Raw genomic sequence first — 12,871 nt, 5'->3', positions numbered from 1 at the left:
CGTTGGAACGATCATATCTATATCAGCAAAACTTTGACCTGCAACCGGTAACTCAATGGGGTTTGAAGATGATGAAGTATTCGTTTTAGTCGTGTACTGTTTTCCGTTAGATAGCGTAATACCGAGCAAAGCTTCAATATTAAGAACACGTGTCTTACCACCATCAAAAGTTAAATAAGGCGCATTACCCTGAATCATATTCGAGGTTTTAGCCGTTAATGCATGGCTAGAATAAAAAGGTATTAGCAAAAGGACGAGCGGTAAAAAGATCTGTCGGCGTAATTTAGATCCGAGAGATGATCGACGAGATGATCGGAATGATGATCCAAATGATGATCGAAATAACGATCGGCGCAACGATCGACTACGCGATCTTAAATTTTCGTCGATTAATAAACTGGAATGAAAAAAAATAGGCTGGGAGTTTGAATTTGGCGAATTTAAATTATAGGTTGGCCATGTTGCCTGTTGCCTGTTGCCTGTTGGAAATTATAGAACATATGCGACAATCCTGTCAAGTATATTTATGATTTATTTACTTTTTTATATTTTTTAGTTAAATTTGATCTATTCAACTAAAATGATCCCGAAGTATAGTGACTGAAAAAATATGACGCAATAATTTTTTCATTTTAGATCGTTAATCATTGTAAAGATGATCATTAAAAGATCTAAAATAATGTTAGCTAAATTACGGTTTAATTGATAAATATCAAATTTACAAATCCTTAAAAACCATCATTTTTAATTTTAGGAAAATTTGATTTTTTTGAAGTCTTGTTAATTTATTGATTTTTAAGTGGGGTTTTAAACGCTAAAAACCCCGTTCCTCAACTTTTTTTGATGCAAAAAACAGCTACTAAAAAACGCCGTAGTTTGAAGCAGAATTATTTATATAAGACAACATTTCAAAATAGAATTTAGACCCAAAAAACCCCGCTCCTCACTTTTTTGGGTGGAAAAACAGGGTTAAAGCACCACAGTTAGAGCGGAATGATTTATTTGAGGCAACATTGCAAAGCACAATTTTGATCCCCAAAAAACCCCGCTCCTCAACTTTTTTGTAAAAATCAGTAACTTTTTTAGCCGTTGATCAATTTGATGATTAACCGCTATTTATTAGTCAGTTGATTTATTTGGTAAGATTAAATTTAACAAAATCGCTAAAATGCCACATAAACTAATGCCTTGTAGCGCATAAGATCCAAAATCAAAGATCATTCCGCCGATCCCAAAGACTAAGACTAATGAAACGATACACATATTGCGTGATCTAGAAAGATCGACTTTATGTTTGATCAATATATTTATACCTACTGATGCAATCGATCCGAATAAAAGCACCATAATCCCGCCCATAACAACTGTTGGGATCGTACTTAAAAAAGCGCCGATCTTTCCAACAAATGACATGAAAATCGCCCAAATTGCCGCCCAAGTCATTACTCGTGTTTTGAAGTTACGGGTTAATGTGACCGCGCCAATAACTTCGGCATATGTGATACAAGGCGGTCCACCAAAGAAGCCGGCACTTGAGGTGGCTAATCCATCACCAAGCAATGTTCTTTGTAAGCCTGGATCTTTAGTATAATCTTTTCCAGTTACTGCGCTGATCGCCATAATATCACCAACATGTTCGATGGTTGGTGCAATTACAATTGGGATCATATATAAGATTGCTTGCCAGTGAAACTCTGGAAAGGTGAAGTCAGGTACTTTAAACCATGGCGCATCAATAATCGGTTGAAAATTGACTATGCCCATTATGCAAGATAAGGCATATCCCACCACAATACCGGCAATAATCGGGACTAATCTAAAAAAGCCTTTGGCCCAAATTGCTACAATTAAGGTGGTTAATAGTGACGCCATTGAAATTAGAATTAATTGATAGTTTTCGGCGAGTATTCCACTGTCGGTGCCCATTGCCATTTTGACGGCAACCGGTGCAAGTGATAGACCGATAACCATTATAATCGGTCCGGTAACCACTGGCGGTAAAATGCGATCAATTACGTGCTTTCCGTTAATTTTGACCAAAAAGGCAAAAAACATAAACACAAAACCGGCTGCAAAGAGTCCACCCAATGTGGCAGGTATTCCCCACTGTGCAACGCCAAAAGAGATCGGTGCAATAAACGCAAAGGATGATGCTAAAAATACCGGGACTTTTCCTTTGGTGGTGAGTTGAAATAATAGTGTGCCCAATCCGGCTGTGAATAAAGCAACATTGGTATTTAAGCCGGTTAATAATGGCACCAGTACTAATGCTCCAAATGCAACAAATAGCATTTGAGCGCCGGTAAAAATATCTTGCCACGAATGTTGTGATGTATCATTATCGATAGTTTTAGACACTTTGTCCTCTCTTATTCCACTTAATGTTAATCATCTCTATTTATATTCAAATAGTAAGCATAAAAAAACCGGTTAAAACCGGTCTAAAATTTGAGATTTTATTTGGTGCCGAATATTTTGTCTCCGGCGTCACCAAGTCCTGGTAAAATGTAGCCCTTTTCATTCAACCGTTCATCGATTGATGCGGTATAAAGTTCTACATCTGGGTGAGCTTGTTCTAATACTTTGATTCCTTCTGGCGCAGCAACTAATACAAGTACTTTGATATTTTTACATCCAGCTTTTTTAAGCAGATCAATAGTTGCAACCATTGATCCACCGGTAGCAAGCATTGGATCAACGACTAATGCCATTCGTTCTTCAATATCAGAAGTTAGTTTTTGGAAATAAGGGACCGGTTCGAGCGTTTCTTCATTACGATAAAAACCAACAACACTAATTCTTGCACTAGGTATATGTTCTAAGACACCATCCATCATTCCTAAACCAGCACGTAAAATAGGCACAACGGTGATTTTTTTACCTTTGATTTGTTCTACTTCAACAGGTCCACACCAACCTTGAATTGTGACTTTTTCAGTCGGTAAATTGGCTGTCGCTTCATAAGTTAATAAGCTACCAACTTCACTAGCAAGGTCTCGGAAATCTTTTGTGCTAATATCGTGTTCACGCATTAAGCCGATTTTATGGCGAACTAGAGGGTGTTTTACTTCAACAATTTTCATGGGGGCCTCAGTGTTATTTTTCGATGATCTAATTAGTAGGTATAAATAACCACTGAGAGGTAATTATAGCAGAGTTATCAATTCATGAAAACCCGAAATCCCAATAAAGGCATTATTATTGATGATGTGAATACTCGCTTTTCATTTTTTATAAGCTTTCACCTTCGAGGTATTCAACCGGTAAGTCAATAACCTTTTGCTCGACCTTTTCACCATTGATACGTTTTAGTAGTAATTCGGCAGCAATTTTGCCCATTTCGATTCTTGGGGTTTGGATTGAGGCTAGCTTTGGATTCATATATTGACCAATTTTATGTCCATGGAATCCAACGATGGCTATCTGTTTCGGTATTTCAATGCCAATGCGTTGACATTCAAGTAGTACGCCTAGCGCCAAATCATCATTAGTACTAAATATACCATCGACACTTGGGTACTCTTTTAGTATTTGGTGTAAAAATCTTGCGCCTAGTTCATAGGATGAGGCTTCTTTGGTTGCTAATGTTTTAGGGGGTAATCCTACCTCTTGCATGGCTTTTTCATAACCTTGCTGCCGTATGATGCTTCGCTGATCTTGCCTTGCACTGAAGTAGACTATGTTGCGTCGCCCTTTCTCTATCATGTGGTGAATCATATTTTTGGTAGCAGTGAAGTTATCAAAGCCAACCGCCATGTCGATGCAGGGTGAGACACTGTCCATTATTTCAACGACAGGTACGCCAGATATTTCGATCATTTTGAGCGTAGCCGGATTGTGTATTCTTTCGGTTAATATTAGTCCATCGATGTTGTAAGAGAGTAATGAACGAACCCGTAGCTCTTCTTTATCCGCACTGTATCCGGTGTGGGTGATCATGGTTTGGTACCCTTTTACATCAGTAACCATTTCGATACCTTTTAAAATATCAGCAAAGACTTGGTTAGTTAATGAGGGTAATACCACTCCAATAGCATAACTTTTGGCATTAGATAGCATGTCAGGCGCTTTGTTTGGAATATAGCCTAATTTATCAATAGCCGATGAGATTTTTAACCGAAGTGATTCTGATACTAGGTTGGGATCTCGCAAAAAGCGACTGACTGTCATTTTGCTGATGCCGATTAAGTTGGCGATTTCTTGTAAGCCAGGGCGACGTTTTTTACTCATTATTTATTTTCCGGTAATCTTGGTTGCCAATCGATGGGTGTTTTACCTTGCTGTGTGATGATCGCATTTGCTTTTGAGAAGTGTTTACATCCAAAAAAGCCACGATGTGCAGATAATGGCGATGGGTGTACAGCGGTTAATACATGATGTTTTTGCCGATCAATAAATTGACCTTTCTTTTGAGCCGGCGAGCCCCATAGTAAAAATACCACGCCTTGCAAGTGTTTATCGATCGCGGCAATAACATGATCGGTAAAGGTTTCCCAACCTATTTTGGCATGAGAGTGGGCCTGACCCGCTTCAACCGTTAATACGTTGTTAAGGAGTAGTACGCCTTGAGTTGCCCAGTAACCTAAGTAACCATGATTTGGTATAGTAAATCCGTCAATATCCGTTGAGAGTTCTTTATAGATGTTGAGTAGCGATGGCGGTGGTTTGATTCCCGGTAATACAGAAAAGGATAAACCATGAGCTTGGTTTGGACCATGATAAGGGTCCTGCCCTAGAATTACCACTTTGATGTTATTAAATTCAGTGAAACGAAATGCATTAAACACATCGCGCTGAGGAGGATAAATGGTTTTACCTTCAGCGCGTTGTGTGGCAACAAATTGCATGATATGTTGAAAATAGGGCTTCTCTTTTTCAGAGCCAATAACATCGTTCCAGGTTAATTGATTACTCATATTTTGCCTTTACTATTATTTTATCTAGTACTGCGTTGGTAATAATTATACCTAAAAATAATAATAAGCCTAATGCTAATCAATGTTGGATGATATTAAATAAACACTCTTAAATATTCAGTTAAACACAAAATTGCCATAAATTAACCATATCGCATCAAAGTTAATGGTTTGTAACATTCTAAGTTGCTGCCCATTGCAGTACCTAATAAAAAATTTTCAAATAGGCATATCTATATTGATTTTTAACTTCCAGATATAATTGATGTTTTTACTGACCAGTTATTAAAAAGCTAATCAACGGTAAAACTTATCAGATTAATAGCTTTTTTTGATTTTAATCAAATTTTGAAAGTGCTATATTAGTCTCAATAGTTTAGGACAATAACGTCCAGATCCATTAGGAGGATTTAAAATGATTACAGGTATCCAAATTACTAAAGCTGATAATAAAGCACTACTTAACTCATTCTGGTTATTAGATGATTCAACTAAAGAAGCTCGTTGTGTTGCTGCTAAATCAGTTTATAAAGAAGATCAAGTTGTCCCAACTGCTGAACTTGGTCAAATCGAATATCGTGAAATTCCATTAGATGTAGCACCAACAATTAAAGTTGAAGGTGGTCAACATTTAAATGTGAACGTTCTTCGTCGTGAGACTTTAGAAGACGCTGTTCAACATCCAGAAAAATATCCACAATTAACTATTCGTGTTTCTGGTTATGCTGTTCGTTTTAACTCGTTAACAGCTGAACAACAACGCGATGTTATTGCTCGTACTTTTACAACTAAAATCTAAGTTTCTTATTTGACAATAAGTTTCACCCAGCTTTATGCTGGGTTTTTTTAACTTTTAATTTAGCTTTTATTTCACCCAAGTTAAATACTGCACCGGGTCAAATTTACATTCAATATTTACAGATACATTTAGTTTTATTTGAGTGTCAAAAAAATAGCGAAGCCCTGCTTCGCTATTAAGTCATATTTTTTTATCCAAAAAACTTTTTCACTTTATCAAAAAAGCTTTTTTCTTTTGGGCTGTGTTTTGAGTTTTTGTCCGCTTTGAAACTTTCACCCAATTCTTTTAGTAACTCTTTTTGTTTGCCAGTTAAGTTTACTGGGGTTTCAACCACTACGTGGCAGTATAGATCACCTACTGCGCTACCGCGTAATGATTTAATTCCTTTTCCACGCAATCTGAACATTTTACCTGTTTGAGTTTCAGCTGGTATGGTTAAGCTGACTTTACCATTTAGTGTTGGTACTTCAACTTCACCACCAAGTGATGCTAGAACAATGTTAATTGGAATTTCACAATGTAAGTTTGTTCCATCACGCTCAAAGATTGCATGTGGTTTTACTTGTACCTGAACGTATAAATCGCCAGCTGGGGCGCCATTAAGTCCCGCTTCACCTTCGCCTGAAAGTCGAATACGGTTTCCGGTATCCACGCCAGCAGGGATGGTAACAGATAGTGTTTTCGTTTTCTGAATACGTCCTTCACCATGACATTTTTTACATGGATTTTTAACGATTTTTCCACGACCGTGACAGGTTGGACACTCTTGCTGTACAGCAAAGAATCCTTGTCGCATTTGTACAACACCAGCGCCATGACATGTATCACACGTTACGACATCTGATGATTTTTCTGTTCCTTGTCCATGACATACATCACAAGTTACCCATGTTGGTACTTTTATCTCTTTACTTACGCCACTTGCTGCTTCTTCTAGCGTTAATGAGATGTTGTATTGTAAATCATCGCCTCGTGATGCGGTCTGACCACGTCCTCGCCCACCACCGAAGAAATCACTGAAGATATCATCAAATGCTGAACCTCCACCAAAACCACCAAATCCGCCAAAGCCACCGGCTCCAGCACCACCTTGACCTTGTTCAAAAGCAGCATGTCCATACTGATCATAAGCGGCTTTCTTTTGTGGATCGGTTAAGATTTCATAAGCTTCTTTGACTTCTTTGAATTTCGCTTCAGCTTCTGCTTTATTATCCTGATTTTTATCCGGATGATATTTCATGGCTAGGCGTTTGTAGGCTTTTTTTATCTCAGCTTCAGTAGCACTTTTACTTACGCCTAATGTTTCATAATAATCTTTCTTCGCCATAATTAACCTTTAACTTTAATCATTATATAAACAACTAAACGGGCTTGAGTTACCTCGCGCCCGTTTAATGTTTTACATGTTTAAAACTCGTTGAAATAACTCATTAAAAAACATATTAGTTAATGCTTATTTTTTCTCATCATCAACTTCTTTGAAGTCCGCATCAACTACATCATCAGCAGAGTTTGCGCTATTTGCTTGGCTTGCAGATTGATCAGCTTGAGCTTGTTGTTGAGCTAACTCAAGTAATTTTTTTGAAGCTTCCATTAATGCATTAATTTTCGCTTCGATTTCTGCTTTATCTTCACCGCGTGCAGCATTTTCTAAATCACTCACGGCGCTTTCGATAGCGGTTTTGTCATCAGCTGATAATTGATCGCCAGCTTCAGTCACTTGTTTACGAGTTGAGTGAACAAGATGATCAGCTTGGTTACGAATTTGAGCTAATTCTTCAAATTTACGGTCCGCATCAGCATTTGCTTCTGCATCATTTACCATTTTTTGGATCTCTTCTTCACTTAATCCTGAAGAAGCTTTAATGGTAATGTTTTGTTCACGACCAGTATTTTTATCTTTTGCTGATACATGCAATATACCATCAGCATCGATATCAAATGTTACTTCAATTTGTGGCATACCGCGTGGTGCAGCTTGAATTCCATCAAGGTTAAATTGACCTAATGATTTGTTATCACTTGCACGTTTACGTTCACCTTGTAACACATGAATGGTTACCGCAGATTGATTATCTTCAGCAGTTGAGAACACTTGACTATGTTTAGTTGGAATAGTTGTGTTTTTCTCAATCAAGGTAGTCATTACACCACCCATTGTTTCAATACCTAATGATAATGGTGTTACGTCAAGTAATAATACATCTTTAACATCACCACCTAATACACCACCTTGTACCGCAGCACCTACTGCTACTGCTTCATCAGGGTTAACGTCTTTACGTGGTTCTTTGCCAAAGAAGTCTGCAACGGCTTTTTGTACCATTGGCATACGTGTTTGACCACCAACTAAAATCACATCTTTAATATCAGAAACAGTAAGACCTGCATCTTTTAATGCTGTTTTAACTGGTTCCATTGAGCGTTTAACTAAATCTTCAACTAATGATTCAAGTTTAGCGCGAGTCACTTTGATATTTAAGTGTTTTGGTCCAGTTGCATCAGCAGTGATATATGGTAAGTTAATATCAGTTTGTTGTGCTGATGATAATTCAATTTTCGCTTTTTCAGCCGCTTCTTTTAAACGTTGCATTGCAAGTGGATCATTTTTAAGATCGAATCCTTGTTCACGTTTAAATTCATCAACTAAATAGTTAATTAAACGAGAGTCAAAGTCTTCACCACCTAAATGAGTATCACCATTAGTTGCTAATACTTCGAAGGTTTTTTCACCATCAACGTCATCAATTTCGATAATTGAGATATCAAATGTACCACCACCAAGGTCATAAACTGCAATTGTGCGGTTACCGACATCTTTATCTAAACCATACGCTAATGCTGCTGCTGTTGGTTCGTTGATAATACGTTTAACATCTAAACCAGCAATACGACCCGCATCTTTAGTTGCTTGACGTTGTGCATCATTAAAATAAGCAGGAACAGTAATAACGGCTTCAGTTACTGGCTCACCAAGATAATCTTCTGCTGTTTTTTTCATTTTCTTTAATACTTCAGCAGAAATTTGTGGTGGAGCAATTTTTTGGCCTTTAACATCAACCCATGCATCGCCATTGTCTGCTTTAACAATTTTATATGGCATGATGCCAACATCACGTTGTACTTCAGCGTCTTCATAACGACGACCGATTAAACGTTTAATCGCAAATAATGTATTTTGTGGATTGGTTACTGCTTGGCGTTTAGCTGGTTGACCAACTAGAATTTCGCCATCTTGTGTGTAAGCAATAATCGATGGGGTTGTGCGATCACCCTCGGCATTTTCTAATACTTTTGCTTGGCCGTTATCCATTACTGCAACACATGAATTTGTTGTACCTAAGTCGATACCAATAATTTTACCCATAATCGTTTCTCCTCAAACCTGTATTTTATTCTTTGTATATAAGTCTTAAATATTTAATTTCAAGTCCTTATTTTGACAAAGATATGTAATTGTTTTCACATAAATGGGAACAATATTTTTAATATCAAGGGGCAAAATAAATTATTTTTTCTTAAATCTTGATTATAGACCTCTCTACACTTATTATTGCCGCCTTTTTTATTATGAGAATTAATTTATAGGATCTTTATGGAACAAACTAAATTAGCAAACCCTGGTCCTCTCGGCTTAATGGGTTTTGGTATGACTACAATTTTATTAAATATTCATAACGCAGGTTTTTTTCCTGTCATGACGGCCATTGTGTCAATGGGTATTTTTTATGGAGGACTGGCACAGGTGATCGCTGGAATTTTAGAATTTCGTAAAGGTAATACTTTTGGTACTACAGCGTTTACTTCATATGGTTTCTTTTGGATCGCTCTTGTTGGTATTTGGTATTTACCGACATCACCAGCAACAGCACCAACTGATGCAACTTTTGTGGGTATCTTCCTGGCATTATGGGGAATTTTTACCGCATTTATGTTTATCGGTACTTTAAAAGGTAATCGAGTATTACAATTTGTTTTTGCAAGTTTAACTGTTTTATTTGCTTTATTAGCAATTGGTAACATTTGTGGTAACCATGACATCATTCATATTGCCGGTTTTGAGGGTATTATTTGCGGTGCCAGTGCTATTTATTTAGCGATGGCTGAAGTGCTTAATGAACAATATGGACGTACAATTTTACCAGTTGGTGCAAAATCTCAGCATTGATAAGAACATCACATCTACTAACAAAATTGGTAGATGTGATTTTTTTGAAAAGGAAAATAAAAAATCTAGCTTTTAATTTTTATTTGAATTTATCAATGACTTACATACATTTAAAAGAGACTGGGTATGTTTATTTATTGTTTCTTCAGATAAATTATTATCTTTTGAGCTAAAAGCGTTATTTATCATAATTTTACCACTGTTATCCATTGTTCCCGATGTCATCATAATGTAATTTGGAAATTGGATATCCATTGTTCCTTGTTTAAAAACAATATTTTCTAAATGAATGTTTGACTCTTCAGGTTTTAAATAAATCAATTCATCACCATTTCCAATGCTATCAATAAATATGAATTTTTTATTTTTCAATTGTTTTGCATAGCTTTCCAGCATCTTTAGGCCATATTGTCCATTATTACCATCATCATATAAAACAAAAGCAATTTTCTTCTTTTCTTTTTTATCTAATTCATTAATTAAATTGATAATTGTAATAATACTTGAAGAGTTACAAACAAAATTCTTTTGATTCGGAATGCCACTTTTGTATTTCAAAATAATAAAAAATAATAAAATAGTCGAAACAATAGACGATACGCCGGGAATACTAAAAAAACCCTGCGACTGAATTTTTGGTATGAACACCCAGTAATTTAATACCAATGAGGTGATAAATAAGAAAATAATTGGCGAAATACTTATAAAATAGCCTAATTTACTAAAGTGAGGCGTGAATGCATATTTTTTATTAAAATTAAAATTTTTAATACCAGTATCATAATAGGTACAAATGATTAATTCAGCTTGATCTAAATTACCAATATAAGCGTTGTAATAATTTTCATACCGTCTTGTTGCTAACTTTAATTTTGCTAATTTAGCATCAACTATATAGCCCAATTGAGTAAGTTCTTTAGATATCACTCTTAAAAAAGTGATTTTTTCTTTAGACGTAAATCTTTTGCCAAAAATGACACAGTATCTTAGTACAAGATCTTTAAATTTATCCATTTTTAATAATTATTTAAATTTAGAAAAACTGTTAGTGCGATATTAGTCACACTAACAGCGAAACAAATAGATAATATTAAAATAATGATTATCAAATAATATTATCTATAGAAGATGTTAGTTTAATCAATAATCATCTTCATTTTGAGATTTGGAAAAATTAGCCATATTGCTAATCGCTTCTTGGATATTCTCATGTCCAGTTTCAACACACTCTTTTGCCAAATCAAGTAGTGATAATGAATCTCTATTACATACAGCATTAATTACCATTGGCAAGTTCATACCGGTAATGACGCGGACATTCATACCTAATTTTTCCCATTCTGGCAAACATCGCATTGATGCGTTATAAGGCGAGGCACCCAATAAATCAACAAAAATTAAGACACCTTGCCCTGAGTCTAGAGATTTTGAACAATCAAATAAATTATCTTTTAATTGTTCAATATCTTGTCCTGGATTGAGTGATAGTGATTCAAATTTATCTTGTTCTCCAACAATCATTGATACACTATCTTTAATCCCTTCAGCCATTTTGCCATGACTAACTAATAAAACACCTATCATATTTTCGATACCTATATTATTCAAACATCTTAATCGCTTCGTTTAATGTGACTTTTTTCAACGAAGGCGTCGCTTGAAAATAGATATCCATATTAGGGAAGCTGTTTTGTAAATCGATTAGTAAATCAAGTTGTTCTTTATTAATCGATACTTCTTTAATTATTGAAGTTGCTCCAGGTACTAGCGGTAAACCTCCAATATTAAGATTAGTTATTGGCACACCCGCTTTAATGATTTTATACATAACTTCTATATTTTTTGTTATCAAAATAACATTAAAATCATCATACTGGCGATCATTCCAATATCTTACCGCGCCATCTTCTTTTAATACTCTTATTTTGTGTCCTGTACTTGCCCCAGCACCTAATATAATATTTTTAGTAAATTCATCATTTGCTGAGTAATCATCGGCTACAAATAACGCATTTGCTCCAGCTGCTTTAGAGACATTAGTTGCAACTTGACCATGAATAAGGCGGCTATCTACACGCGCTAACACTACTTTTCCCATAATTTAACCTCTATATTTTTTTTAATTTTATAAAATTCCAATGGCTGCTAATACACCAAGTATTATTGTTAATCCAACTAATGCTTGAGTTACTTTTAACCCTTTCTTAGAAAAATAGAAATATAATCCCATCACGACCATAAGAGGCAATACACCCGGTAGGATTTTATCCAACGTATCTTGGATGACAAATTCTTTACCGGATAAATTGAATTTCAAACTTGATGATACTTTTATGTAGTTAGCAGCTAAAATACCCATCATGAATAGGCCTAGAATGGACAGGCCTTCAATGACCATTTGCATTTTATTACCAACCACTTCGGTAGCCGCATTTCTACCCAATTTGAATCCTAACTGAGCAAAATAGTACCCAACAAAAAGTTGATAGATAACAAATGCAATGAAAGGAAATAAAGCACCAATTGCTAGGCCTTCTTGAGCCCAAGGAAGCGCAATTGCAATAAAGATATATTGCACTGTTCCAGAGTCGATTGCGTCACCTATTCCGGCTAAAGCCCCCATTAAACCAGCTTTTGTATTATAGAGAACGTCGTTATCAATGCTGATCGGTTTATTTTGATAAACTTCATCTGCTCTTACAGCTTCTAGTGACGCCATAATTCCTGAAATTGTTCCGCCACCCCAGGTTAATTGAGTGTTAAAGAACAATAAGTGTCTTTGATAAGCTGCTGAAAGCTCACTTTTTGATTTATATAATTTTTTGAGAATTGGCATCAATCCCCACATTAAAGAAGCGGCTAGATAGCGGTCAAATGAGTGTGGGATTTCATTTGCATAATACCAACGTAACCATGCAATAGTGATATCTTTTTTAGTTATTGCTTCTGGTTTGAGATCAATACTTTCTTGTACGATTTCAGTCATTA

13 protein-coding genes are annotated in these 12,871 nt (G+C 35.8%); 2 read left to right on the top strand and 11 right to left on the bottom strand.

Translation table 11 applies throughout. From position 1 onward, the window contains the following. The 5 genes from J3U18_RS11665 to ung form a co-directional block, all read right to left on the bottom strand. Nucleotides 1-357, bottom strand: a 357-nt coding sequence (locus J3U18_RS11665) for a hypothetical protein (protein ID WP_267354216.1), incomplete at its 3' end; no start/stop codon positions are given. 762 nt (nucleotides 358-1,119) lie between these two features. Next, nucleotides 1,120-2,358, bottom strand: a complete 1,239-nt coding sequence (locus J3U18_RS11660) for a uracil-xanthine permease family protein (RefSeq protein ID WP_267354214.1) — start codon at nucleotides 2,356-2,358, stop codon at nucleotides 1,120-1,122. A gap of 98 nt (nucleotides 2,359-2,456) precedes the next feature. Continuing rightward, a complete protein-coding gene (gene upp, locus J3U18_RS11655; RefSeq protein WP_065563803.1) occupies nucleotides 2,457-3,083 on the bottom strand; it encodes a uracil phosphoribosyltransferase in 627 nt (208 codons plus the stop codon). A gap of 148 nt (nucleotides 3,084-3,231) precedes the next feature. Next, nucleotides 3,232-4,230 carry a gluconate operon transcriptional repressor GntR gene (gene gntR, locus J3U18_RS11650; protein WP_267354212.1) on the bottom strand — a complete coding sequence of 333 codons (999 nt, stop codon included), beginning with the start codon at nucleotides 4,228-4,230 and terminating at the stop codon, nucleotides 3,232-3,234. Then, the gene (gene ung, locus J3U18_RS11645) at nucleotides 4,230-4,916 is read right to left on the bottom strand and encodes a uracil-DNA glycosylase (protein ID WP_267354210.1); all 687 of its coding nucleotides are present in this window, start codon (nucleotides 4,914-4,916) and stop codon (nucleotides 4,230-4,232) included. The genes gntR and ung overlap by 1 nt, the downstream gene beginning before the upstream one ends. Nucleotides 4,917-5,331: 415 nt before the next feature. Here ung and grcA point away from each other — a divergent pair, with 415 nt between their 5' ends. After that, nucleotides 5,332-5,715 carry an autonomous glycyl radical cofactor GrcA gene (gene grcA, locus J3U18_RS11640; protein ID WP_065563808.1) on the top strand — a complete coding sequence of 128 codons (384 nt, stop codon included), beginning with the start codon at nucleotides 5,332-5,334 and terminating at the stop codon, nucleotides 5,713-5,715. Nucleotides 5,716-5,905: 190 nt separating this feature from the next. Here grcA and dnaJ read toward each other — a convergent pair whose 3' ends face one another. Together dnaJ and dnaK are read right to left on the bottom strand one after the other, a co-directional pair. Next, the gene (gene dnaJ, locus J3U18_RS11635) at nucleotides 5,906-7,042 is read right to left on the bottom strand and encodes a molecular chaperone DnaJ (protein WP_267354208.1); all 1,137 of its coding nucleotides are present in this window, start codon (nucleotides 7,040-7,042) and stop codon (nucleotides 5,906-5,908) included. A gap of 126 nt (nucleotides 7,043-7,168) precedes the next feature. After that, on the bottom strand, nucleotides 7,169-9,082 hold the full coding sequence (gene dnaK / locus J3U18_RS11630; RefSeq protein WP_267331099.1) for a molecular chaperone DnaK: 1,914 nt from the start codon (nucleotides 9,080-9,082) through the stop codon (nucleotides 7,169-7,171). Between the two features lie 228 nt (nucleotides 9,083-9,310). Between dnaK and satP the strand changes: the two genes are divergently transcribed. Further along, the gene (gene satP, locus J3U18_RS11625; protein ID WP_065733562.1) at nucleotides 9,311-9,883 is read left to right on the top strand and encodes an acetate uptake transporter; all 573 of its coding nucleotides are present in this window, start codon (nucleotides 9,311-9,313) and stop codon (nucleotides 9,881-9,883) included. A gap of 72 nt (nucleotides 9,884-9,955) precedes the next feature. Here the strand turns inward: satP and J3U18_RS11620 are convergent, their stop codons facing one another. The 4 genes from J3U18_RS11620 to J3U18_RS11605 form a co-directional block, all read right to left on the bottom strand. Further along, nucleotides 9,956-10,897, bottom strand: coding sequence for a hypothetical protein (locus J3U18_RS11620; RefSeq protein ID WP_267354206.1), 942 nt, complete (start codon nucleotides 10,895-10,897; stop codon nucleotides 9,956-9,958). 126 nt (nucleotides 10,898-11,023) lie between these two features. Then, entirely contained in the window at nucleotides 11,024-11,467 is a 444-nt protein-coding gene (locus tag J3U18_RS11615) for a PTS sugar transporter subunit IIA (RefSeq protein ID WP_267354204.1), read from the bottom strand. Between the two features lie 16 nt (nucleotides 11,468-11,483). Beyond that, a complete protein-coding gene (locus tag J3U18_RS11610; RefSeq protein WP_065563814.1) occupies nucleotides 11,484-11,981 on the bottom strand; it encodes a PTS system mannose/fructose/N-acetylgalactosamine-transporter subunit IIB in 498 nt (165 codons plus the stop codon). A 27-nt stretch (nucleotides 11,982-12,008) separates the two neighbouring features. Further along, a complete protein-coding gene (locus J3U18_RS11605) occupies nucleotides 12,009-12,869 on the bottom strand; it encodes a PTS system mannose/fructose/sorbose family transporter subunit IID (protein ID WP_267354202.1) in 861 nt (286 codons plus the stop codon). Between the last annotated feature and the right edge of the window lie 2 nt (nucleotides 12,870-12,871).

Origin of the sequence: Gilliamella sp. B3482 (assembly GCF_026536805.1) — a bacterium.
Classification (GTDB): domain Bacteria; phylum Pseudomonadota; class Gammaproteobacteria; order Enterobacterales; family Orbaceae; genus Gilliamella; species Gilliamella apicola_E.
The sequence above is the reverse complement of the archived record's forward strand: the minus strand, read 5'-3'. Positions and strand labels throughout refer to the sequence as shown.

Coding starts and splice junctions, on each gene's coding strand:
- upp (WP_065563803.1), bottom strand. CDS start 3,083: ATGAAAATTGTTGAAGTAAAACACCCTCTAGTTCGCCATAAAATCGGC.
- gntR (WP_267354212.1), bottom strand. CDS start 4,230: ATGAGTAAAAAACGTCGCCCTGGCTTACAAGAAATCGCCAACTTAATC.
- ung (WP_267354210.1), bottom strand. CDS start 4,916: ATGAGTAATCAATTAACCTGGAACGATGTTATTGGCTCTGAAAAAGAG.
- grcA (WP_065563808.1), top strand. CDS start 5,332: ATGATTACAGGTATCCAAATTACTAAAGCTGATAATAAAGCACTACTT.
- dnaJ (WP_267354208.1), bottom strand. CDS start 7,042: ATGGCGAAGAAAGATTATTATGAAACATTAGGCGTAAGTAAAAGTGCT.
- dnaK (WP_267331099.1), bottom strand. CDS start 9,082: ATGGGTAAAATTATTGGTATCGACTTAGGTACAACAAATTCATGTGTT.
- satP (WP_065733562.1), top strand. CDS start 9,311: ATGGAACAAACTAAATTAGCAAACCCTGGTCCTCTCGGCTTAATGGGT.
- J3U18_RS11620 (WP_267354206.1), bottom strand. CDS start 10,897: ATGGATAAATTTAAAGATCTTGTACTAAGATACTGTGTCATTTTTGGC.
- J3U18_RS11615 (WP_267354204.1), bottom strand. CDS start 11,467: ATGATAGGTGTTTTATTAGTTAGTCATGGCAAAATGGCTGAAGGGATT.
- J3U18_RS11610 (WP_065563814.1), bottom strand. CDS start 11,981: ATGGGAAAAGTAGTGTTAGCGCGTGTAGATAGCCGCCTTATTCATGGT.
- J3U18_RS11605 (WP_267354202.1), bottom strand. CDS start 12,869: ATGACTGAAATCGTACAAGAAAGTATTGATCTCAAACCAGAAGCAATA.